The organism is Mesorhizobium abyssinicae (assembly GCF_049887195.1).
Classification (GTDB): Bacteria; Pseudomonadota; Alphaproteobacteria; order Rhizobiales; family Rhizobiaceae; genus Mesorhizobium; species Mesorhizobium abyssinicae.
The window spans coordinates 521,673-544,975 of the sequence record NZ_JARAKC010000001.1 but is presented as its reverse complement, the minus strand read 5'-3'; the positions used below and the strand labels follow the sequence as shown (position 1 = coordinate 544,975).

At 64.7% G+C, this 23,303-nt stretch carries 22 protein-coding genes; 15 read left to right on the top strand and 7 right to left on the bottom strand.

From position 1 onward, the window contains the following. Nucleotides 1-723, bottom strand: coding sequence for a flagellar basal-body rod protein FlgF (flgF, locus tag PU724_RS02465; RefSeq protein WP_127283906.1), 723 nt, complete (start codon nt 721-723; stop codon nt 1-3). A gap of 7 nt (nt 724-730) precedes the next feature. Further along, nucleotides 731-1,507 carry a DUF1217 domain-containing protein gene (locus tag PU724_RS02460; RefSeq protein WP_187331326.1) on the bottom strand — a complete coding sequence of 259 codons (777 nt, stop codon included), beginning with the start codon at nt 1,505-1,507 and terminating at the stop codon, nt 731-733. Between the two features lie 180 nt (nt 1,508-1,687). Here PU724_RS02460 and motA point away from each other — a divergent pair, with 180 nt between their 5' ends. The 6 genes from motA to PU724_RS02430 are packed head-to-tail and all read left to right on the top strand — an operon-like array spanning nt 1,688 to nt 6,555. Next, on the top strand, nt 1,688-2,563 hold the full coding sequence (gene motA, locus PU724_RS02455; RefSeq protein WP_127283904.1) for a flagellar motor stator protein MotA: 876 nt from the start codon (nt 1,688-1,690) through the stop codon (nt 2,561-2,563). Between the two features lie 34 nt (nt 2,564-2,597). Next, nucleotides 2,598-3,536, top strand: a complete 939-nt coding sequence (locus PU724_RS02450) for a FliM/FliN family flagellar motor switch protein (protein ID WP_128345993.1) — start codon at nt 2,598-2,600, stop codon at nt 3,534-3,536. Nucleotides 3,537-3,569: 33 nt separating this feature from the next. Beyond that, complete coding sequence (fliN, locus tag PU724_RS02445) at nt 3,570-3,956, top strand: flagellar motor switch protein FliN (protein ID WP_127283902.1); 387 nt, start codon at nt 3,570-3,572, stop codon at nt 3,954-3,956. A gap of 44 nt (nt 3,957-4,000) precedes the next feature. Continuing rightward, a complete protein-coding gene (locus PU724_RS02440) occupies nt 4,001-5,017 on the top strand; it encodes a flagellar motor switch protein FliG (RefSeq protein ID WP_127283901.1) in 1,017 nt (338 codons plus the stop codon). A 24-nt stretch (nt 5,018-5,041) separates the two neighbouring features. Continuing rightward, entirely contained in the window at nt 5,042-6,124 is a 1,083-nt protein-coding gene (gene flhB / locus PU724_RS02435; RefSeq protein WP_127283900.1) for a flagellar biosynthesis protein FlhB, read from the top strand. Beyond that, nucleotides 6,121-6,555: a hypothetical protein gene (locus PU724_RS02430; protein WP_127283899.1), complete on the top strand. Its 435-nt coding sequence runs from the start codon at nt 6,121-6,123 to the stop codon at nt 6,553-6,555. Before flhB ends, PU724_RS02430 begins: the two co-directional genes overlap by 4 nt. A gap of 117 nt (nt 6,556-6,672) precedes the next feature. Here the strand turns inward: PU724_RS02430 and PU724_RS02425 are convergent, their stop codons facing one another. Both PU724_RS02425 and PU724_RS02420 read right to left on the bottom strand, forming a co-directional pair. Continuing rightward, nucleotides 6,673-7,443, bottom strand: a complete 771-nt coding sequence (locus PU724_RS02425) for a helix-turn-helix transcriptional regulator (protein WP_292170227.1) — start codon at nt 7,441-7,443, stop codon at nt 6,673-6,675. Continuing rightward, nucleotides 7,440-8,144, bottom strand: coding sequence for a helix-turn-helix transcriptional regulator (locus PU724_RS02420; protein ID WP_292099250.1), 705 nt, complete (start codon nt 8,142-8,144; stop codon nt 7,440-7,442). The genes PU724_RS02425 and PU724_RS02420 overlap by 4 nt, the downstream gene beginning before the upstream one ends. Nucleotides 8,145-8,600: 456 nt before the next feature. Between PU724_RS02420 and PU724_RS02415 the strand changes: the two genes are divergently transcribed. Further along, nucleotides 8,601-9,794, top strand: a complete 1,194-nt coding sequence (locus tag PU724_RS02415; RefSeq protein ID WP_354419478.1) for a TMEM43 family protein — start codon at nt 8,601-8,603, stop codon at nt 9,792-9,794. Nucleotides 9,795-9,836: 42 nt separating this feature from the next. Here the strand turns inward: PU724_RS02415 and PU724_RS02410 are convergent, their stop codons facing one another. Then, the gene (locus tag PU724_RS02410; protein WP_354419476.1) at nt 9,837-10,868 is read right to left on the bottom strand and encodes a histone deacetylase family protein; all 1,032 of its coding nucleotides are present in this window, start codon (nt 10,866-10,868) and stop codon (nt 9,837-9,839) included. 23 nt (nt 10,869-10,891) lie between these two features. Next, a complete protein-coding gene (locus PU724_RS02405) occupies nt 10,892-11,545 on the bottom strand; it encodes a TetR/AcrR family transcriptional regulator (RefSeq protein WP_354419474.1) in 654 nt (217 codons plus the stop codon). A gap of 259 nt (nt 11,546-11,804) precedes the next feature. On the opposite strand from PU724_RS02405, the gene PU724_RS02400 reads away from it, so the two are divergent. The 8 genes from PU724_RS02400 (at nt 11,805) to PU724_RS02365 (ending at nt 22,384) form a co-directional block, all read left to right on the top strand. Further along, nucleotides 11,805-13,484 carry an amidohydrolase gene (locus PU724_RS02400; RefSeq protein WP_354419472.1) on the top strand — a complete coding sequence of 560 codons (1,680 nt, stop codon included), beginning with the start codon at nt 11,805-11,807 and terminating at the stop codon, nt 13,482-13,484. A gap of 126 nt (nt 13,485-13,610) precedes the next feature. Next, the gene (locus PU724_RS02395; RefSeq protein ID WP_292170222.1) at nt 13,611-14,705 is read left to right on the top strand and encodes an ABC transporter ATP-binding protein; all 1,095 of its coding nucleotides are present in this window, start codon (nt 13,611-13,613) and stop codon (nt 14,703-14,705) included. Continuing rightward, complete coding sequence (locus PU724_RS02390) at nt 14,705-15,625, top strand: ABC transporter permease (protein ID WP_354419469.1); 921 nt, start codon at nt 14,705-14,707, stop codon at nt 15,623-15,625. Before PU724_RS02395 ends, PU724_RS02390 begins: the two co-directional genes overlap by 1 nt. Continuing rightward, nucleotides 15,618-16,415: an ABC transporter permease gene (locus PU724_RS02385; protein WP_127311462.1), complete on the top strand. Its 798-nt coding sequence runs from the start codon at nt 15,618-15,620 to the stop codon at nt 16,413-16,415. Before PU724_RS02390 ends, PU724_RS02385 begins: the two co-directional genes overlap by 8 nt. Nucleotides 16,416-16,438: 23 nt before the next feature. Then, a complete protein-coding gene (locus tag PU724_RS02380; RefSeq protein WP_320319521.1) occupies nt 16,439-17,473 on the top strand; it encodes an ABC transporter substrate-binding protein in 1,035 nt (344 codons plus the stop codon). Between the two features lie 66 nt (nt 17,474-17,539). Next, nucleotides 17,540-18,736 (top strand): serine hydrolase domain-containing protein, encoded by a 1,197-nt coding sequence (locus tag PU724_RS02375; RefSeq protein WP_354419466.1) that lies wholly within the window; start codon nt 17,540-17,542, stop codon nt 18,734-18,736. A gap of 26 nt (nt 18,737-18,762) precedes the next feature. After that, nucleotides 18,763-19,941: a serine hydrolase domain-containing protein gene (locus PU724_RS02370; protein WP_354419464.1), complete on the top strand. Its 1,179-nt coding sequence runs from the start codon at nt 18,763-18,765 to the stop codon at nt 19,939-19,941. A 124-nt stretch (nt 19,942-20,065) separates the two neighbouring features. Beyond that, nucleotides 20,066-22,384, top strand: a complete 2,319-nt coding sequence (locus PU724_RS02365) for a Tex family protein (RefSeq protein WP_320319518.1) — start codon at nt 20,066-20,068, stop codon at nt 22,382-22,384. On the opposite strand, the gene PU724_RS02360 is transcribed toward PU724_RS02365, so the two are convergent. After that, on the bottom strand, nt 22,385-23,296 hold the full coding sequence (locus PU724_RS02360) for a LysR family transcriptional regulator (RefSeq protein WP_354419462.1): 912 nt from the start codon (nt 23,294-23,296) through the stop codon (nt 22,385-22,387). It lies immediately after the preceding gene. Nucleotides 23,297-23,303 lie beyond the last annotated feature (7 nt).

Sequence of the window (23,303 nt, the reverse complement as noted above, 5' to 3'; positions counted from 1 at the left end):
TTACTTGGAGCCGAGCGTCTTGATCGCGTCGTCGGTCGTCGAATCGGTCTGGCGCATCAGCGCCGCCGTGTTCTCGAAGGCGCGCTGGACCATGATCAGCCGGGTCATTTCCTGCACCGGATTGACGTTGGATTCCTCGAGGAAACCCTGCGCCACGCCGACGTCGGAGCGATCGGTCACAGGTTCAGGCGTCCGCGCGGGCACGATGCCGGAATTGCCGTAGCGGACGAAATTCTGCCCTGGGTCGAAATTGTAGAGGCCGATGGCGCCGACCAGCTGGTCGTTCTGCCTGAGCGAGCCGTCGGCGCCGGCCTTGGGCGGTCCGTTGCGAGGGTCGAGCTGGATCGGCGCGCCGCCGCCGTCGAGCACCGGATAGCCTTCGATCGACATAAGCTCGCCGTTCTCGTTCATCGAGAAGCGGCCGTCGCGGGTCATCACCGTGCCGCCCGGCGTCTCGATGGCGAACCAGGCGTCGCCCTGGATGGCGAAGTCGAAAGGATTGCCGGTCTCGGTCATCGAGCCGTGCGCCGTCGAAAGATAGGTGTTGCCCGAGGAGGCGAAGGAGACCGACTTCGGCCCGGTGCCGGAGACGACATCCTCGAATTTCACGCCGGTGGCGCGAAAGCCGATGGTCGAGGCATTGGCGACATTGTCGGCGATGGTGTCGAGCCGGCGCTCGAGCGCGATCTGCGAGGAGAGGGCGACGTAAAGGCTGTCCTGCATGGTGTTCTCAGAATTTCAGTTTCTGCATGGCCATCATCAGATCGGTCGAGATGCCGACCGTGGTCGGCTGGGAAAAGAGCACGCTGACCGATGTCGTTGCCGTCGAGGTCGGGTTGTTGATCTCCCACAGGCTGGTGAAGCGGGTCAGGAACTTGTTCAGCTTGTCGGTGTCCTTGAAATCGGCGATGTCGAGCTTCTGCTCGAACAGCTGCGCCTGCTTGTCGATGTCGGCCGAGGCGAAGGAATCGGGCAGGCCGAGGGCGGTGCGCACCACGCTGGCAAGCGCAGTGTCGGCCAGCACGTCGTACCAGTTGGTGATGTCGGGCGCCTTGCGCTGGAAGTAGAGTGCCAGCCGCACGCCTTGATTGGTCTCGCCGGCGTTCTCCTCCAGGGTCTGGCGCATGTATTTGTCGACCGCGCCTTGCTGGGCGGAGGGAAAGAGTGTGGCGGTCGAGCCGTAGGCGGCAAAGTTGAACGCCTTGACGAAGGCGGCGTAGCGCTTGTCGCTCAACTTGTTGGCGAAGCTGTCCGAATCCGAGACGCCTTCCTTGAGCGCCTTGACCATGAAAGCCTTGGCATAGGCCATGTCGCCCAGGCCGTATGCCTTCATGGCATAGGTGAACAGGCGGGTGTCCTTGACGAAGTCGTCGATGGTTTTGATGTTGCCGATATTGGCGAGATAGTAGTCGGTGTCACGCTTGACGACGGGCTGCGCCTCAACCTGGTCGATCGCCTTGGGGATGTCCTTGGCGATAAGCTGGTAGCTCGTATAAGTGTTCAACACGCTGTGCGCCTCCGGCCGAAGCTATTCCAGGAAAATACAGTCACTTCCTTGCGCGAAGCTGAATCGGCCCCGCAACCCGCCAGCCGGACCTCGCGGGGTTGAAGCCTCGTCGATTCAAGCCTCACACAAGGCACGTGGATTATCGGTTGGGACCTGCGGTGACATGCGGAAGGATCTTGCGTGGGCATTCTGATCGGACTGGTGGTGACGCTCGGCTGCGTCCTCGGCGGCTTCATGGCCATGGGCGGCCATCTGCACGTGCTGATGCAGCCCTGGGAAGCAGTGGTCATCTGCGGCGCGGCGCTCGGCACCTTCCTCGTCGCCAACCCGATGAAGACCGTCAAGGACACCGGCAAGGGCATTCTCGAAGCGTTCAAGCAGGCGGTGCCGAAGGAACGGGATTATCTGGAGACGCTCGGCGTGCTGCACAGCCTGATGCGCGAATTGCGCTCCAAGTCGCGCAGCGAGGTCGAGGCGCATATCGACAATCCGGAAGAGTCGGCGATCTTCCAGGCCTTCCCGACGGTGCTGAAGAACCACGACCTGACGCATTTCATCTGCGACTACTGCCGCATCATCATCATCGGCAATGCGCGCTCGCATGAGATCGAGGCGCTGATGGACGAGGAGATCCAGACCATCAGGACCGACAAGCTGAAGGCCTACCACGCGATGGTGGCGGTGGGCGACGGCCTGCCGGCGCTCGGCATCGTCGCCGCGGTGCTCGGCGTGGTCAAGGCGATGGGCGCACTCGACCAGTCGCCGGAAATCCTCGGCGGCCTGATCGGCGCCGCACTCGTCGGCACCTTCCTCGGCATCTTCCTGTCCTATGCCGTCGTCGGCCCGGTCGCCACCAAGATCAAGACCGTGCGCGAGAAGAAGAACCGCCTCTACATCATCGTCAAGCAGACGCTGCTCGCCTACATGAACGGCGCGCTGCCGCAGGTCGCGATCGAATTCGGCCGCAAGACCATCTCGTCCTACGAGCGGCCGACCATCGATGCGGTCGAGCAAAGCACGATGAACACCGGCACGGGCGAAAAGAAGGCGGCCTGAGCATGCGTGAAGACAGACAAGGCCGCTCGCCATCATGACCAGTCCGGGCAGTCCGTCGCAGACCCGTTCCCTGATCATCGAACGTCTCGTCGGCGACAGCGGCGAGGCCGATCATGTCATCGGCGCCGGCCGGGGGATGGCCGAACGCGCCGTGCCGCTGCTGCAGAAGAGCCTTATCGGCGAACTCGGCGCGCCGGTCACTGTCGATCTGCGCGCGGTCGCGGTCAGCCGTGTTCCCGAGGCGCGCAGCGACGCCGGCGACACATTCGCCATGACCATCGTCGCCTCGCCGACCTCCTCCGATGCCATGACCCTGGTGCTCGACGCGCCGGGCATCGCGGTGATGGTTTGCGCGCTGTTCGGCGGCGACCCGGACGTGCCGGTCTCGCCGATCGAGCGCGAGCTGTCGCAGATCGAAACCGACGTGGCGACGACGGTGTTCCAGCTGGTCGCGCAGGCTCTCAATGGATCGGGCAAACGCTCGCTCGAATTGCGGCTGCCGGTGCAGAGGGCGATGTCGGGCATGGAGGCGAAGCGGCGCGTGCTGCGTGACGGGGCGTCGGTCCGCATGGTGTTCGGCATCTCGACGCCGACCGACAGCGGCACTGTCACGGTGATGATCCCGCAGCGCGTCCTGCTGGCTACTCGCGGCGGCGCTGCCGGCGCCCACGAGGACGATCACGCGGCCGGCTCCGACTGGCGCGCGCGCTTCTCCGAAGAAGTAATGCGCTCGGCGGTGATGCTGGAAGCGACGATGCCGCTTGCGCGGCTGACGCTCGGCGACCTCGCCAGCCTGGAAGTCGGGCAGATCATCGAATTCGAGGAGACGGCGCAATCGCAAGCGCGGCTCAGCGCGCGCGACAAGACGTTGTTCGTCTGCGATTTCGGCAAGCTCGGCCAGAACTACACCGTCCGCGTCCGGCAACCCTACGATGCCGGGCAGGATTTCATCGACGGGCTGATGCCGGGCTGACGCCGGGCTGGCCCGATTTTTTGGAGACGACGTATGGCAAAGACCAAGGTGGAAGCCGACCCCGACCAGCCGGACGAGCAACTCGACCGCGCCATCGAGGAACTGCGCGGCGTCCTCAAGGAAGAGGAGCGGCGGCCGGACGCGGCCCTGCGGGCGGCATCAGGCGCCAATTCCAGCATCATCATGGCCATTCCGGTCGACGTGCAGATCATCCTCGGCAGCACCGAGATGGCGGTGTCCGACCTGATGGCGCTGCAGAAGGGCTCGACGGTGGCGCTCAACCGGCGCATCGGCGAACCTGTCGACGTCGTGGTCAATGGCCGCAAGATCGCCCGTGGCGAGATCACCGTGCTTGAAAGCGATCCGTCGCGCTTCGGCATCAGGCTGACCGAAATCATCGCCGCCACCAAGAGCGCATAGGCAATGGCCGGCGCGCCCATCGATCGCCTGCAAGGACAGACAGCATGACGACGCTGACCACGCTGACGCGCCCGCAGAAGGCAGCCGCCATCCTGGTGGCGATGGGCAAGCCCTCGGCCAGCCGGCTCTTGAAATTCTTCAAGCAGGAGGAGCTGAAGGCACTGATCGAAGGGGCGCGCCTGCTGCGCACCATCCCGCAGAACGATCTCGAACGCATCGTCGCCGAGTTCGAAGCCGAATTCACCGAGGGGGCGGGACTGCTCGATTCCGCCGATCGCATGGACACCATCCTCAACGAATCGCTGTCGCCCGAGGAAATGAGCGCCATTATGGGCGACAAGAGGTTCGAGGTGGCGCCCGAGGGGCCGCCGCCGATCTGGCCCGACCTCGAAAAGCTGGAGGCCGGCCGCCTCGGCGCCTTCCTGTCCGGCGAGCATCCGCAGACCTCGGCCTTGGTGCTGTCGAAGCTTTCCTCGCAGACGGCGGCCAATGTGCTGCTGACGATGGAAAAGCCCATCCGCAGCCAGATCATCAAACGCATGGTCACATTGGCCGCGGTTCCGGACGCGGCGGCCAAGATTGTCGAGAGCCAATTGCGCAGCAGTCTGCTGTCACAGGCGGCGGCGAAGGACATCTCGGTCGGACAGGCGCGTGTCGCCAGCGTGCTCAACGAAATGGACAAGCCTCAGCTCGAAGAGGTGATGCACGACCTGGAGGAGGCCGGCACGCCCGATCTCGACGGCGTCAGGTCGCGGCTGTTCGCCTTCGACGATCTGCCGCTGCTGACCCAGAAGGCGCGGGTGCTGCTGTTCGACGGGCTGTCGACAGAACTGGTCACGCTGGCGCTGCGCGGCGCGCCGCCGGCGCTCACCGAATCGGTGCTGTCGGCGATCGGCGCAAGGTCGCGACGCATGATCGAATCCGAGCTCGGCCAGGGATCAGAAGGCGTCGCGCTGGCCGACATCCTGGGAGCCCGCAAGACGATCGCGGTTGCGACGATCCGGCTATCGCGCGAAGGGGCGTTCGAACTCCCCTCATCGGCACAGAGCGAAGCGGCATGATGGCGACGGCTCGGTTGACGCGCCATGGCTGAAGCGGTCGACAAGGACTCCAAAACCGAGGAAGCAACAGAAAAGAAGATCCGCGACACCGTCGAACAGGGCAAGCTGCCCCATTCGCGTGAAGCGGCGATCTTCACCTCCTTCGTCGCCATACTGGTGTTCACGGTGTTTTACGCCAAGGACGCCATCGTCGATCTCGGCATGTTCCTGTCGATGTTCCTGGAAAAGCCGGAAGCCTGGCCGATGGACACCGAAAATGACGTCATCGCGCTCTACCAGTCCGTCATTTTCGAGATCGGCCGCGCCGTCGTCAGCCTGCTGGTGCTGCTGGTGGTGGCCGGCGTCGGCGCGTCGGTGTTCCAGAACATGCCGCAATTCGTCGGCGACCGGATCAGGCCGCAGCTGTCGCGCATTTCTATCACCAAGGGCTGGAGCCGGATGTTCGGCGTGCAGGGCTTCGTCGAGTTCCTGAAATCATTGGGCAAGCTCGGCTTTGCCGTCGTCGTGCTTGGCTTCACGCTGTCGGAGGATCACCGCAGGCTGCTTGCCGGCATGATCACCAATCCCGTCGCCTTCGGCCTTGTCATCCGCAGCATCGCCGTCGACATACTGGTTGCGATCGTCTTCGTCATGGGGCTGATCGCGGCGGTCGACCTCGTCTGGTCCCGCTTCAACTGGCGGCGCGACCTGCGCATGAGCAAGCAGGAAGTCAAGGACGAGATGAAGCAGTCGGAAGGCGACCCGATCGTCAAGTCGCGGCTGCGGTCGCTGGCGCGCGACCGGGCGCGCCGCCGCATGATGACGGCGGTGCCGCGCGCCACCCTGATCATTGCCAATCCGACGCACTTTTCCATCGCGCTCAAATATGTCCGCGAGGAGGATTCCGCGCCCCTGGTGCTTGCCAAGGGTCAGGATCTGGTGGCGCTGAAGATCCGCGAGATCGCCAGGGAGCACAACATCCCGATCTTCGAAGACGTGGCGCTTGCGCGCTCCATGTACAAGCAAGTTTCGGTTGATAGCGTGATCCCGTCGCAATTCTATCAGGCCGTCGCCGAGCTGGTGCGGATCGTCTACTCGAAAAAGGCTGAGCGCAGACTGACCTCATGAACCGGCAAGCTTATGCAAAATCCCGCGAAATCATCGTCGCCAGCGCCATCGAGCAGGTGATCGCCGAACTCAGGCTGATCGATGTCGCCGACTATATCGCCTTCATCCGGCTGGAGCATTTCGCCTGCCTGTCGGACCTGGTGGATTCGGCGGCCGAACTGTTCTTCATGCCGGGTACGCTCAGGCTCGGTCACGGCGGCGAAGCCCATGTCGACTGGAGCGGCAGCCCGCGCATCGTGCTCGACCTCGAGCTCAGGCCGCCCGGCGTCACCGTCTATTTCCAGCTGACGCTGAGCGAAGACAAGGACCATGTCGTGGTCAACTACGTCTCGTTCGAAAAGCCGGGCGAGAATCCGGAGCACAACACCGCGCTGCTGGAAGCGGTGATCGAGCAGGCCCGCATCCGCAGGACCGAGCCGCTCGCCTACTGAAAATCCGCCATTGATGAAAGCAAGGCGCGACGGTCGATCGACCGCCGCGCCTTGTATGTCCTTGCCTTGAAGCCGAACTCGCTTTGGCTCGCTCGTTGCGCGGAGCCTTGGCGGGACTTATTCGATGAGGCCGAGCCGCAGCGCCTTGGCCACCGCCTGGTTGCGGTTGACGGCGTTGAGCTTCTGCGTCGACTGGGTCAGGTACTGGTTGGCGGTGTGCACCGACAGTTTCAGCAGCTTGGCGATCTCCTCGCTGGTGTTGCCGTTGGCGGTCAGCTTCAGGCATTCGAGCTCGCGCTTGGAGATCGAGCGCATCCGGCTGGTGTCGGTCGGGCGGATGCGGGCAACAGCGGCAAACAGCGAGAAGCAGCGGGCGTGGATCTCGTAGAGCACGTCCTGCGGCAAGGCGATTTCCGATCCGAGGAAAATGACCAGCCCGCACTGGCCGCGGTCGGCATGGACGGGAAAGGCGATGCCGTTGGTGCCGGGCGCGAGCGGCGCCGTTCTTTCGGCCCAGGTAAGGTCCTGGAAGGCTTGCTGCGAGCTGGCGATGCCGTCGTCCGCCCACCAGCGCGGCGCCGTGGAGATGCGGGTGTGGCGCACCATTTCCTCGCCATTGGCGCCGGAGATGAATTTGGTGGCCACGGAGGTGCCGGGGTAGTCCGAATCGAAGCTTGGCACGAGGCGGGCCCGTTCCAGCGAAGGGCTGACGAAGAACAGGCCGAAAGCCCCGGCGTTGATGTCGACGGCGATCCAGCGGCAGCGGCGCACGGCGTCCGGAATGGTGACGGCGTGGTGCGTTTCGGAGCCGAGCGAGAAGGCGCCGAAGGGGCTGCGCTGCTCGTTGAAGAGGGCCTCGGCTGCCTCCTTGACCTGTGCCTGTTTCAAATGATGCCGCTCCTGATCGCCGTCGCGATGGCCATCGCGCGGTTGCTGGCCGCGAATTTCTGGATCGCGTGGGTGATGTAGCTGTTGACGGTGTTCGACGAGACGCCGAGGATCAGCGCGACCTCGTCGGTGGTCTTGCCCTCCGACACCCAGAACAGGCATTCGCGCTCGCGGTCGGACAGCGGGTCCTGCATGGCGGCGGCGGCGATCAGCTGCGGGATGTTGGACAGCGCGTAGCAGCACTTCAGCTGGGCCCTCATCAGCCCCGGCTGGTCGATCTTGCCGGCCTGGGCGGCCGAAAACAGCGCGAACAGGCGCTGGCGGCCGACATTCAGCCTCAGCGAGTAGATTTCGGCATGGCCGAGCACATCGAGCAGGCGGGCCTCCTCGCCGCTCAGCAGCGCGCCGGCATCGGGCGCCTGGGCGGCCACCAGCGGCCTCGGGCGGTTGCCGGGCGACGCGGTCAGCGGCCCTTGGGCGAGGCCGGCTATCAGCCGTTTGCCGATGAGCTCGATGGCGTCGAATATCCAGTTGGAGGACACGATGCGGGCATCGCTGCGATCCTGGTCGTGGATGATGGCGACAAGCATGTAGCTGTCGGCGCCGATCTCGGCGGCAAGCTGCATGAAAAAGCTGGTGAGGTCGCCGCGAGACGCCAGGCGCGATGGTTCGGATTGGAGAAGCGCGGCGGGACTGCTCATCTTATGCTTTGGCCGGAATCGATCCATGTGCCCGGTGCTGGTGTCGCCAGCGGCCGAACCCGAAATACGCGTCACTGTCACGAAGACACACTCAAGGCGCGGTCAGCGCCCAACCAGGTCGGAATCCCTACAGGGAACGCGAAGCCGTCCGCGTCTGGTGCCGGCCGAGTGCCGGAACTTGAGACTTTGGGTGGTCGCCGCGCCCCCCGAGGACCGGCTGATTCGGGTCTAATCTACCCGTAGATGAATCCGACATCAAACGCGATTTGACAAAATCGAATCCGGTGGACTCGGATCGCGACTCAGGGGCCGTTTCGCGCTGCCTTCAACCGGTCTCTTCGATGGAAAAGCGAGAGCAGGTGCCGGGCCGCCATATCGGGGCGCGGCCGATTCGGTTACGATTCGCATGGCGGCAATGGATGGGCGTCCGTTGCCGGTGGTCTTGCGGGGGAAACGATGAGCGATTCATTTCAGGAAGTGACGTCCGTCTCGTGGTTCGGACGGATCAAGCGTGCGGTCGGCGGGGTGGTCTTCGGCCTGATCCTGATCGTGCTGATGGTGATCGGTCTGTTCTGGAACGAAGGCCGCGCGGTGCAGACGGCGCGCTCGCTGGCGGAAGGCGCCGGCGCCGTCGTCTCGGTCGGCGTCGACGGCGTCGACGCCGGCAATGACGGCAGGCTGGTGCATGTGACTGGACCGGTGACGGCCGATAGCGGTCTTGCCGATCCGGATTTCGGCATTCAGGCCGAGGGGCTGCGCCTGTCGCGCAGCGTCGAGATGTACCAGTGGAAGGAAGACTCCAAGTCGGAGACGACGAAGAAGCTGGGCGGCGGCGAGGAGACGGTGACGACCTACAGCTATTCGAAGGTGTGGGACGACAGCCAGATCGACTCATCCGACTTCAAGAAGCCCGATGGCCACCAGAACCCGCCGATGGCGATCCACAACAGGAGCTTCCAGATTGCGGAGGGCAAACTCGGCGCCTTCACGCTCGACAGGCCGGTGCTCGACCGCATCGGGGGCGACAAGGAATTTTCGCTCTCGTCCAGCCAGTCGGCTGCGATCGAGGCTGCCTATACCGGTGCAAAGCCGATCAACATCGTCGACGGCAGGATCTATCTCGGCGCCGATACGACGTCGCCGGCGCTGGGCGACTATCGCATCGACTACGAGCTGGCGCCGCTCGGCACCGTCAGCATCGTCGCGCGCCAGGGCGGCGACCGGTTCGAGCCCTACCAGACGGCGGCCGGCGATGCGTTGCTGATGGTGGATACGGGCGACGTGCCGGCCGACAGGATGTTCGCCGAAGCGGTCAGCGCGAACACGCTCATAACCTGGCTGCTGCGCGCCGGCGGCCTGATCCTGCTGACGATAGGCTTTGCCCTGCTGCTCGGCCCGATCGGGGTGATCTTCGACGTCATACCCTTCCTCGGCAGCCTGGCCCGGCTGGGCACCGGCATCATCGCCTTCGTCCTGGCGATCCTGGTCGGGACGACGACGATCGCCGTCGCCTGGTTCTGGTATCGGCCGGTGCTGGCGGCCGCCATCCTGGCCGCCGGTGTGATCGCGGCGGTGGCGGTGTACATGCTCGGGCGTTCCCGCAAACCGGCCGTGCCGGCCGCCGCGCCGAGCCCCGGCGCTGCCGCATAGCGTAGAGTTTCCAAGTGGCGGCTGCGGCCGCTCCTTGGCTTCCTACCTGCCCTCGAAGCCGGTCAGCACGCCGACGGCGTTGATGCCGATCTCTTCCACCGCATAGCCGCCTTCCATGACGAACAATGTCGGCAGGCCGAGCCTGGCGATGCGGCGGCCGATCTTGGGATAGTCGGCGCTCGTCAGCTTGAACTGGCTGATCGGGTCCTTCTCGAACGTGTCGACGCCGAGCGACACCACGACGACATCGGGGGCGTAGGCGGCAAGCTTGGCGCAGGCATCCTCCAGCGAGGCGTTCCAGCCGTCCCAGTCGGTGCCGAACGGCATCGGGTAGTTGAGGTTGAAGCCTTCGCCTTCGCCGATGCCGTGCTCGTCGGCATGGCCGAGGAAGAACGGATATTCGGTCATCGGATCGCCGTGCAGGTTGATCACCTGGACGTCGCCGCGGCCGTAGAAGATCTCCTGCGTGCCGTTACCGTGATGGTAGTCGACATCGAGGATCGAGACGCGCCTGGCGCCCTGGTCGAGGAACCACTGCGCGGCGACGGCGGCGTTGTTGATGAAGCAATAGCCGCCCATGAAGGCGGCGCCCGCATGATGGCCGGGCGGGCGGCAGAGCGCGAAGGCGGCCGGCTCGCCGGCCTTGACCAGTTCCGCCGCCGTCAGCGCCACTTCATAGGACGACTTGATCGCCGCCCAGGTGCCTGCGACGAAGGTGGCGCCGGCGTCGAAGGAATAATAGCCGAGCAGGCCGTCGATGCGCTGCGGCGGCACGTCGCCGCGCAAACCGCGCGTCGGCCAGGTGAACGCCATGGCCGAGCCCTTGTGCCCCTCAGCCGTCCATCGCGGCCAGACGGTCGGCAGGAAGTCGATGTAGTCGGCACTGTGCACGCGCTTGGCGGCGGCGAGATCATGCTCGACCGGCCCGATGATCGGCCCCAACTTCTCGCTCTCGACGCGCGCCCTGATGAATTCCGCCCGCGACGGCTTTTCGAAACCCGGCACGATCGCCGACGTGACCAGTTCCATCTGGCCTGCATGGCCGGCGTGAAGCGGCGAATAGACAGTCTTCATGAAATTCCTCTCGAAGTGCGAAATCAATCAAGATTGAGATAGGGGTTCACCAAGGCGAGCCACATCACTTCCACATCGTCCTCGATAAGGTCGTATGTCTTGCGATCCCTTTTCAGCCCCACCAGCCGGCATGCGTGCCCGACCTCCATCATCAGCAAGCCGAGGCGGGTCGCGACTTTGTCTTCAAGAGCCGGGTTCACATGCTGCAGCCATGCGGCGTAGAGGGCGACGATCTGGTCGTCATATTCGTTCTGGATCGGCCGCAGGTCGGCGTTTCCCGATATGGCCTCGATCACCGGCATCAAGCTGGCGTTGTCGAGGTAGAGCCTCGAGGTGTCGATGAAGAGCTTGCGCACTTCCTGGCGAAACTCTTCGCGGTTGGTGGGCGGGGCGACCTCGATGCGCCTTGCGATCACCTCCGGAAACGACGACAGCCAGCGCCGGGCGAGGTCGAGAAGAATGGCCTCCTTGTTGGGAAAATACTGGTAGACCGAACCGACCGACAGGCCGGCATGCTGAGCGATGGCGAGCGTCGTCGGCGCCTTGGTTCCTTGCTCCCGCGTCAAGGTCAGCGCCGCGTCGAGAATCCTGTCGACCACCTTGCTCGAGCGTTGCTGGCGCGGCTGCTTGCGCGGTTCGAGCGCTATCCTGGTTTCGCGGCTGAGGTTGCGCTTCACGGCTCTAGGTCCCCGTTCCCCGCCCGGTCTCAAGACAGGCGCTGGGTGCTGTCCACAATTCATTCGAAATTCGGAGCGTTGACAAACGCGAATAATTAGTCGCATTCTTTATCCACGCTGTCTGCCGGGATAACAAGGGGAATTTCGAAGACAGCGCGCTGGCATCATTCTTGTCCCATGGCGCGCCGCTCCGGCGGAGTGGAACGCCGTTGGTCAAGGATTGCCGGTCACGGCCAGTCGTCAAAAGCGCGGAGTCGCGATGTCTGTCACGGGTGCGGATCACAATGCGGATCTGATCGTCGTCAACGGTCGTGTGCTGACCATGGATGCCGACAATCCCATCGCCGAAGCCATTGCCGTCAGGGACGGCGCCATCATCGCCATCGGCAGCCGTGCCTCGATCGAAGGCTACAAGGGAACTGCCACCAGGATTGTCGACGCCGGGGGCGGCTCGGTGATCCCCGGCTTCATCGAAGCCCACATGCATCTGTTTTCGGGCGCAGCCGAGCTTGCGCATCTGCAACTGTCGGGCGTCCACGGCTTCGAGGCGCTGCAAGCAGCGATCCGCGATTATGCATCGGCATGGCCCGACGCCAAAATGCTGGTCGCGCAAGGCGTCGACTATACCGTGCTCGGCGACGAGCGGGTGACGCGCCACCATCTCGACGCGATCCTGCCGGACCGGCCTTTCGTCATGGCCGCTCCCGACCACCACACGATGTGGGCCAACACCAAGGCGCTGGAGATGGCCGGCATCCTGCACGGACGCACGCTTGGTCCGGGCAACGAAATCGTCATGGGCGAGGATGGCCTGGCCGCAGGTGAACTGCGCGAGGGCGAGGCGTTCGGCCCGGTACTCGATCTCGCCGGCGAGGGCCGCGTGCGTCTGGGCCTGGCGACCGGCGGCGAGCCGGATCCGATGCCGAGTGCCGCCGAGCGCGCCGCCGACCGCGACATCATGCGGCGCGGGCTCGCCTGGTGCGCGCGCCACGGCATCACCTCGATCCACAACATGGACGGCAATCTCTACCAGCTCGAGCTGCTGGCCGAGATCGAGGCCGAGGAGGGCTTGCCCTGCCGCGCGCAGATACCGTTCCACTACAAGAATTTCATGACGCTTGACATGCTCGACAAGGCGTCCGTCATGGCCGAACGCTACAAGGGCGAGTGGCTGTCGTCGGGGATGGTGAAGGTCTTCTACGACGGTGTGCTCGATTCCTGGACGGCGGTGATGGTCGAGCCTTATGCCGACCGGCCGGACTGGGTGGGCGAGCCGCTGTTCACGCCGCCGCAGTTCGCCGAGCTTGCGGTCGTCGTCGACAAGCTCGGGCTGCAGATGGCGGTGCATTCGATCGGCGACGGGGCGGTGCGCGCCGTGCTCGACGGCTACGAGGCGGCCGCCAAGGCCAACGGCAAGCGCGACAGCCGGCATCGTGTCGAGCACATCGAGGTCATCACCGACGACGATGTGCCGCGCTTCGAAAAGCTTGGCGTCATCGCCTCCATGCAGCCGCCGCATCCACCCGGCGCGATGGATTTTCCGCTGGAACCGACGGTGTCGCGCATCGGGCAGGCCCGCTGGCCGCTAAGCTATGCATGGCGGACCCTGAAGAATGCCGGCGCGCGCGTCGTCTTCGCCTCCGATTGGCCGGTAGCGCCGATCGATCCGATCCTGGGCATCCAGGCGGCAGTGTTGCGCAAACCATGGGCAAGCACCGACCCCGATCAGAGATTCTCGCTGCACGAGGCGATTGCCGGCTATACGGTGGAAGGGGCCTATGCCGAGTTCATGGAGAACCGAAAGGGCCGCCTGAAGCCGGGCTATCTGGCCGACCTGGTGGTGCTCTCGGCCGATATCGAGGCGACCGCGCCGGAAGATCTGCACAAGGTGCGGCCGGTCACCACGGTTTGCGGCGGAAAGGTCACCTATCAAGTCTGACGGTGGCAGGGGAATTGCTTTTTAGTCCAGTCCAAGCTCCGCAGTTGCCAAGCCGATTGGCTTATGGTGACAATCAAACAGGAACAAAACCTGCCGCCAAGAGCAGGCCATCTCAATGGGGTAATCGTGCCGGAACAACCGGATAAGAATGCGATCGAGGTTCGTGGCGTCCGCAAGGTATTTGGCAGCGGTGAAAACCAGGTTGCCGCTCTCGACACGGTTTCCGTGTCGATCCGCGAAAACGAGTTCTTCACGCTGCTGGGCCCTTCCGGCTGCGGCAAGACAACGCTTCTGAGGCTGATCGCCGGCTTCGACTTTCCAACCGCCGGCGAGATCCTGCTGTACGGCCAGGACATCGCGCCGCTGCCGCCGTTCAAGCGGCCGGTCAACACCGTGTTCCAGTCCTACGCGCTGTTTCCGCACATGACAGTGGCCGAGAACATCGGCTTCGGGCTGGAAATGCTCGGCAAGCCCAAGGCCGAGATCAAGGCGCGCGTCGGCGAGATGCTGAAGCTGGTCAAGATGGAGGCGCTTGCAGGCCGCCGCACCAGCCAGATCTCAGGCGGCCAGCAGCAGCGCGTGGCGCTAGCCCGGGCCCTGGCGCCGCAGCCAAAGGTGCTGCTGCTCGACGAGCCGCTGTCGGCGCTCGACTACAAGCTGCGCAAGGAGATGCAGATCGAGCTGAAGCGGCTGCAGCACGAGACCGGCATCACCTTCATCTTCGTCACCCACGACCAGGAAGAAGCGCTGACGATGTCGGACCGCATCGCGGTGATGTCGTCGGGCAAGATCCTGCAGGTCGGCACACCCTGGGACATCTACGACAAGCCGGCGGAACGCTTCGTCGCCGACTTCATCGGCGAGACCAACTTCCTCACCGCCGCCATATCGGGCATGGGCAGCGGCAAGGCGCGGGCGACGCTCAAATCCGGCGCGACCATCGAGGCGACGGTGGCCGAAGGCTTCCAGCCGAAGGACAACGCCACCGTGGTGGTGCGGCCGGAGCATGCCAAGCTGACCAGCGGCAAGGGCGATCTGTCGGGCACGGTCGAGAACATCGTCTATTTCGGCACCGACACGCATATCCATGTCCAGCTGGACAGCGGCGAGGCCTTCACCGTGCGTCAGCAGAACACGCGCAGCGCCGGCTGCGGCTTCGAGCGCGGCGACAAGGTCGGCATTCTGATCGGCAACGACGCCGCGCAAGTGCTGAGGGACTGATGGCCACCGCGGAACAAGTCGCCAAGGAAGCGGAACGGCGCGACGTCCGCACGCGCTGGCTGCTGTCGGCGCCGGCGCTCATCATCATCTTTCTGGCGGCGACCGGCCCGCTGCTGATCGTGCTGGTCTATTCGCTGCTGACGCCCGGCGCGTACGGCGACGTGAAATGGCAATTCTCGCCGGAGGCCTGGCTGTCGGTGTTCATGGAGCGTGACATTTTCGACGACACGCTTTCGCTTGCCGCCGCTCACGTCACCATCTTCTGGCGCTCCATCAAGCTGGCGATCGTGACGACGATCGCCACACTGGCGCTGGGTTTCCCGACCGCCTATTTCATGGCGACGCGCAGTGAAAAGACGCGCGACATCTGGCTGTTCCTGATCACCATACCGTTCTGGACGAACCTGCTCATCCGCACCTTCGCGGTGCTGCAGATCATCCGCAACGAGGGCATCATCAACACGATCCTGATCAAGCTCGGCATCGTCTCGGCGCCGGTCCAAATACTGTTCACCGATACGGCGATCCTGATCGGCATGGCCTATGTCTACCTGCCGCTGATGGTGCTGCCGATCTATGCCAGCATGGAGAAGCTCGACTTCCGGCTGGTCGAGGCCGGCTACGATCTCTACGCCAGCCGGTTCCAGGTGCTGCGGCGCATCATCTTCCCGCTGGTCAGGCCGGGCGTCATCGCCGGCTCGATCCTGGTCTTCATTCCGGCAATCGGCGCCTATGTCACGCCCAGCGTGCTCGGCGGCGGCAAGAACATGATGCTGTCCAACCTGATCGAGCTGCAGTTCGGGCAGGGCCGCAACTGGCCGCTCGGCTCGGCGCTGTCGATCACGGTGATGATCATCGTTATGGTGGCGCTGCTGGTCTATGTGCGCAATGCCGGACGGGCGGAGGTGCGCCATGGCTAATTTCTCGATCAAGCACCAGCCGGGCTTCACCGCGATCGCGGCGACCTGCTTCGTCGTCCTGTATCTGCCGATCATCGTCCTGGTGTTCTACGCCTTCAACGCCGCGACATCGACCTCGGAATGGGGCGGCTTCTCGCTGAAATGGTTCCAGTCGGCATGGCAGAACACGCAGGTCATCGATGCCACCCTGCGATCGTTCCAGATCGGCTCGGTTGCCGCGGTGCTGGCGACCATCGCCGCAACCATGGCGGCGCTGGCCACGACCCGGACAGCGGCCTATCCCGGGCTGACCTTCAAATACGCGGCGATCAACCAACCGCTGATGGTGCCGGAGATCGTCACCGGCGTGGCGCTGCTCATCTTCTTCTCGCGCATCAAGATTTTCACCGGCTATTCCGGCCTCGGCTATCTGATCGCCGCGCATACGGCGTTCTGCATCCCCTTCGCCTACCTGCCGATCCGGGCGCGGCTGGAGAACATGGACCTGACGCTGGAACGTGCCGCCGCCGATCTTTACGCGACACCGTGGCGGACGTTCCGCCGCATCACGCTGCCGCTGCTGTGGCCCGGCATCCTGGCCGGGCTGATGCTGGCCTTCGTCATCTCGCTCGATGACGTCGTCATCACCGAGTTCGTCAAGTCGGGCGGCCAGGACACGCTGCCGACCTACATGCTCGGCCAGATCCGTCGGGGGATAACACCCGAGATAAACGCGATATCGACCGTATTCCTGCTCTTGTCGGTCGCCATCGTGACGTTGTTTTTCTTCATCAGCAGGAAACGCGATTAGACATCAGAAATGGGAGCACAACCATGAACTGGAAGATCACGGCGACCGCCATGGGGTTGGCGCTGCTCGCGTCGACAGGCGCGGCCTTCGCCGATGGCGAGTTGAACATCTACAATTGGGGCAACTACACCAGCCCCGACGTCATCAAGAAATTCGAGCAGAAATACAACGTCAAGGTGACGATCACCGACTACGATTCGAACGACACGGCGCTGGCCAAGGTGCGCCAGGGCGGCACCGGCTTCGACATCGCGGTGCCCTCGCAGACCTACGTTCCGATCTGGATCAAGGAAGGTCTCCTGCTCGAGACCGATCCTGGAAAGATGGAGAACTTCAAGAATGTGGCGCCGGAATGGGCCAATCCCGATTTCGACCCGGGCCGCAAATACACGGTGCCGTGGGCCTGGGGCACGATCGGCGTGGTCGTCAACACCGATGCCTACAAGGGGCCGGCCAACACTTGGGGGATCGTCTTTAATACGCCGGACGAATTGAAGGGCAAGGTCAACGTCGTCCCCGAGATGGGCGACGTCATGTTCGCGGCCACCAAATATGTCGGGGGCCAGCAGTGCACGGACGACAAGGCGGTGCTGAAGAAGGTGCGCGACCTGCTCGTTGCCGCCAAGCCCAACTGGATCGCTATGGAATACAACACCATCGAGAAGATGGGCGCCGGCGATTTCAAGGCAACCAGCGACTGGAACGGTTCGGCGCTGCGCCAGCGGCTGGCGAATCCCGCCATCCACTACAACTATCCGAAGGAAGGCTTTGGCCTGTGGAGCGACAATGTCGCCGTTCTCAAGGAAGCGAAGAACGTCGAGAACGCCAAGCTGTTCCAGAACTTCATCATGGACCCGGAAAATGCCGCCGGGCTGTCGGCGTTCCACCGCTACGCCAATGCCATCACCGGTTCGGACAAATACATGCCGGCCGACATGAAGGACGCGCCCGAAGTGGTCATTCCCGAGGCAGACAAGGCGCATGCCGAACTGCAGGTGATGTGCCCGCCCGAGGTCCAGGAACTCTACACCAAGATCTGGACCGAACTGCAGAAGTAGCCGCATTGCGACGGACCCGGCGGCAGGCGCCGCCGGGTCCGTTTTCATGTCGTCGGGACATTAGTCATGGATTCCTATCGCAACTCCGATCCGCGGCCGCCGATCATGCAGGGTTCGCCGCCGAAGCTGGTGCCACCGAAGCTCGATTGGGACAGAGGGCCATGGAACCGCTGGGCATTCCAGAATATCCGTGAGGTCCTGCCGACCGTCGAGGTCTGGCGTGGCAATGGTCATCGCCGCCGTTTCGAGCGCGTCGAGGTCGATCTCGACGACCTGCCGGTGGTGGACAGCACGGGATCTGCGACGACGCTCGCCGGGCTGCTCGACGAGACTTACACGGACGGCTTTCTCGTGCTCAAGGACGGCAAGATAGCCTATGAGCGCTATTTCAACGGTATGGACGAGCGCTCGCTGCATCTGTCGCAGTCGATGGCGAAGTCGGTCACCGGCTCGGTGTTCGGCATCCTCGCCGGGCGCGGCCTGATCGATCCGGCAAAGCCGGTGACCAGCTACCTTCCGGAACTCGGCGAGACCGCCTGGGCTGGCGCCAGCGTGCAGCATGTGCTCGATATGACGACGGGCGTACGCTTCTCCGAGGAGTACACCAACCCCTATTCGGAGATCGGCCAGGTCGACGTCGCCAGCGGCTGGAAACCGGTGCCGCCTGGCAGCGACCCCGCCTTCCAGTGGCCGGCGCACATGTTCGAGCTGATCCTGCGGCTGAAGGACAAGGTCCGGCCGCATGGCGAGGCGTTCGAATACCGCTCGATCGAGACCGACGTGCTCGCCTTCATCATGGAGCGGGTGACCGGCAAGCGCCTGGCGCAACTGGTTTCCGAGGAACTCTGGCAAAAGCTTGGCGCCGACGAGAGCGCCTGCTTCAGCGTCGACAGCGCCGGCTATGCGCTGGCCGAGGGCGGCTTCAATGCGACGCTGCGCGATTATGGCCGCTTCGGCCAGCTGATCCTCGACAATGGCGGTGGCGTGGTCCCGGCCGACTGGATCGAAGCGACACGCAACGGTCGGCATGGCCCGGAGTTCAATCCCAGCCTGCCGGAGGGCAGCTACCGCAACCAGTTCTGGATCGAGGATCCGCGCTCGCGCGCGCTGATGTGCCGGGGCGTGTTCGGGCAGCTGATCCATATCGATTGGGATAACCGGTTGGTCGTGGTGAAGCTGTCGACCTACCCGGATTTCGCCAACATTGCCTATTCGGTGGCGACGCTGAAGGCCGTGCACGCCATTGCCGCGGCGCTGGGCTGACCCACAAGCAAGCAGAAGAGATCGTCATGACCGGCAGGACCGCGTTCGAGACACAGTATGGCTTTGCCCGCAATGCGGTGCTGCTCTCCAACTGGCGCGAAAGCCCATTCAATCGCTGGTCGTTCCAGAATGTCGGCGAACTGGTGCCGAGCACGCCCTTCGCGGCGTCGGGCGGCGCAGAGGCGCCGGCGCAGGCACTTGGCGGGCTGCTCGACGAAAAGGTCGCGCTGGCGGCCGAGCCGGAAACGGTCGCGGCTTTCCTCCGGCGGTCGGACACCGATGCGCTGACGGTCCTGAAGGGCGGCAGGCTGGTGGGCGACTGGTTCGCGCCGCATATGCAATTCGGCGCGCGCCACATCATCTTCTCGATCAGCAAGTCCTTCACCGCCATCCTTGCCGGCATACTGGAAGGCGAGGGGGTATTCGACCCGGACGCGCCTGTTGCCAGCTACATTCCCGAGGCCGAGGGGTCGGCCTATGGCGATGCGAGCTGCCGGCATGTGCTCGACATGAGCGTCAGCCTCGATTTCGAGGAGGCCTATCTCGATCCCGAAAGCGCGTTTGCCCGCTATCGCCGCGCCACGCTGTGGAATCCGGGCGGCGGGTCCGAAAGCCTCAAGGCGTTCATCCTGACGCTGCAGCGTCTCGGCGAGCCGCACGGGCGCACCTATCGCTACCGCTCGCCCAATTCCGATCTGCTCGGCATGCTGCTGGAGCGGGCGTCGGGCCAGCGCATCGGCGATCTCCTGCGCGCGAAATTGTGGCAGCCCCTCGGCGCGGCGAGCGAGGGCTCGATCGCCGTCGACATGGAAGGCACGGCGCGCACGGCCGGCGGCATTTCGGTGACGCCGCGCGACCTGGCGCGGGTCGGCGAGATGATGCGGCAGGGCGGCATGGCCAATGGCCGCCGCATCGTGCCGGATGCCTGGGTGCGCGACACGGTTTCAACCGGCGGCAGCTTCGAAGCCTGGCAGCGCGGCACGATGGCCTTTCTCTTTCCCAAGGGCCGATACCGCAACAAATGGTATCAGACCGGCGCCGACAGCGGCGCCTTCTGCGGCATCGGCATCCACGGCCAATGGCTCTACGTCAACCCGAAGGCCGAAGTGGTGATCGCCAAGATGTCGTCGCAGCCGGAGCCGGTCGATGACCGGCTCGATGTCGAGCTGGTCGCCTTCTTCGAGGCGCTGAGCCGCATGGTCTGAGCCGCCTCGGCGGGGGGGTTTCGTAACCGTTTTTCTGTGGAACCTCGCTACGGGGCCCGAACAGCGCGGTTGGCGAGGACGGCATCCAGGCCTATGGTCGCCGCTCTTTTCGACAGGGACCGGCATGGCATCCGACATCAAACGCATTGCAGCAATCATCGCGGCCGAGATCGGCGCGCGGCCCGAGCAGGCGGCGGCGGCGATCGGCCTCCTGGACGAGGGCGCGACGGTGCCCTTCGTGGCCCGCTACCGCAAGGAGGTCACCGGCGGGCTCGACGACACGCAATTGCGCGATTTGGCCGAGCGGCTCGCCTATCTGCGCGAGCTCGACGCGCGCCGCGAGACGATCCTCGGTTCCATCCGTGAGCAGGGCAAGCTGACCGAGGAATTGGAGGCCAAGATCATTGCTGCCGCCACCAAGGCCGAGCTGGAAGACATCTACCTGCCCTACAAGCCGAAGCGGCGCACCAAGGCGGAGATCGCCAGGGAACGTGGGCTCGGGCCGCTGGCCGAGGCGATCCTTGCCGACCGCGCGGCGGTGCCCGCCGATCTCGCGCTCGCCTACATCACCGAAGAGGTGGCAGACGCAAAGGCCGCGCTCGAGGGCGCGCGCGACATTCTGTCCGAACAGTTCGCCGAGAATGCCGATCTGGTCGGCAAGCTGCGCGCCTATATGAAGGAGCGTGCCTTCCTGCGCGCCAGGGTCGTCGATGGCAAGCAGGAGGCGGGCGCCAAATTCTCCGACTATTTCGACCATGTCGAACGCTGGGCGAACGCACCCAGCCACCGGGCGCTGGCCATGCTGCGCGGTCGCAACGAGGAGGTGCTGTCGCTCGACATCGAGGTCGATGCCGACGATCAATCGCCGGTGAAGCCGGTCGAGCGCATGATTGCCAATGCCTATGCGATCGGCGGCAGCTTGCCGGGCGACCGTTGGCTGATGGAGGTCGCCGGCTGGACCTGGCGCATCAAGCTGTCCTTGCATCTGACGCTCGACCTGATGCGCGACCTGCGCGAGCGGGCGGAGGAGGAGGCGATCCACGTCTTCGCGCGCAACTTGAAGGACCTGCTGCTCGCCGCGCCCGCCGGCTCGCGGCCGACGATGGGGCTCGATCCGGGCATCCGCACCGGCGTCAAGGTGGCGGTGGTCGATGGCACCGGCAAGCTGGTGGCGACGACGACGGTCTATCCGTTCCCGCCCAGGAACGACGTGCGCGGGGCGCAGGCCGAGCTCGCCGCGCTCATCCGCCAGCACAAGGTCGAGCTGATCTCGATCGGCAACGGCACCGGCAGCCGCGAGACCGAGAAACTGGTCGCTGACATGCTGTCGGACCTGCCAGCCGGTTCCGGCCCGAAGCCGCTCAAGGTGATCGTCAGCGAGGCGGGCGCTTCGGTCTATTCGGCCTCGGCGACGGCAGCGGCGGAATTCCCCGGCCTCGACGTGTCACTGCGCGGCGCCGTGTCGATCGCTCGCCGCTTGCAGGATCCGCTTGCCGAACTGGTCAAGATCGAGCCGAAGTCGATCGGCGTCGGCCAGTACCAGCACGATGTCGATCAGTACCGTCTTGGCCGTTCGCTGGAAGCAGTGGTCGAGGATGCGGTCAACGCCGTCGGCGTCGATCTCAACACGGCGTCGGCGCCGCTCTTGGCGCGGGTTTCGGGGCTTGGGCCGTCGCTTGCCGAAGCAATCGTTGCGCATCGCGATGCGACCGGGCCGTTTGCCAGCCGCAAGGACCTGCTCAAAGTGGCGCGGCTCGGGCCGCGTGCCTTCGAACAGTCCGCCGGCTTCTTGCGCATTGCCAATGGCGCCGAGCCGCTCGATGCTTCCTCGGTGCATCCCGAAGCCTATGGCGTGGCGAAGAAGATCGTCGCCGCCTGCGGCCGCGACGTGCGCGCGTTGATGGGCGACAGTGCCGCGCTCAAGGCGCTCGATCCGCGTGTCTTCGTCGACGAGCGCTTCGGCCTGCCGACGGTGCGCGACATCCTGGCGGAGCTGGAAAAGCCCGGCCGCGATCCGCGTCCTGGTTTCAAGACGGCGACCTTTGCCGAGGGGGTTGACGACATCAAGGACCTGAAGCCGGGCATGCAGCTCGAAGGCACCGTCACCAATGTCGCTGCTTTCGGCGCCTTCGTCGACATCGGCGTGCATCAGGACGGGCTGGTCCACGTCTCGCAGCTGGCCGACCGCTTCATCAAGGATGCGCATGAGGTGGTGAAGGCGGGCGACGTGGTGAAGGTGCGCGTCGTCGACGTCGACATCAAGCGCAAGCGTATCGGCCTGTCGATGCGCAAGGATGGCGGCGAAGGTGGAGCGGCGCGCAGCGGCCAGCGTGACGGTGGCGGCAAGCCGGCGCCGCGCTCGCCAGCACCGCAACGCCAGCCGGAGCGGCCATCTCAGGGTGCGTTCGGCGCGGCGCTCGCCGAGGCGATGAAGCGCAAGTAGTTACCAGGCCAGGAAAGCCGGCTCCTTTTCAACCTGGCCCAGCAGCCAGTCGCGAAAACTGGCAACCGGTGGATGGCCGCGCTTGTCGTGCGGCACGACCAGATAGTAGGCGCTGCGGCTCTGCATCGGCTGGCCGGGCGCCGGCAGCAACTGGCCGCGCTGCAGTTCTCCGGCAATCAGGATTTCCGGCAGCAGCGCCACGCCGAGCCCGGCCATGCAGGCCTGGGCGACTGTGCCGAACTGCTCGAACTGCATGCCTGGCCCGGTCGGTGCGCTGAGACCCTGCTCCTCGAACCATTCGCTCCAGGCGCCGGGACGCGTCGCCATGTGCAGCAGCGGCAGGCGGCTGATATCGGCCGGCGTGGCGACGTCGCGGCTGGCCAGGAATTCGGGTGAGACCACCGGCGTCACGGTTTCGCGCATCAGCAGCGTGCAGTCGGCATCCGGCCAGTCGGGCATGCCGTGATGGATTGCGGCATCCAGCCTCTCGCGGGCGAAGTCGAAGCGGCCGATGCGGGTGGCGAAGTTGATGGTGATGTCGGGGTGGCGGGCGACGAAATCCGGGATCAGTGGCATCAGCCAGCGTGTGCCGAAGGTTGGCAGGATTGCCAGGTTCAGCGCGCCACTATGTCGATTGCTCATCAATCCGAGAGCGGCGTCGCGCAATTGACCAAGTGCTGAGCGCACCGCTTCAGCATAGATCTCGCCCGCCGTCGACAGCCGGACATTGCGGCTGTCGCGCTCGAACAGCCGGCGTCCGAACTGCTCTTCCAAGAGGCCGATTTGCCGGCTGACGGCGCCTTGCGTCAGGTCGAGTTCGCGGGCGGCGGCGGTGAACGAGCCGAGCCGCGCCACCGCCTCGAAGGCGGCGAGGGCGGCTGTGTTGGGCAGGAGGCGGCGCTGGACGTTCATGATTCAT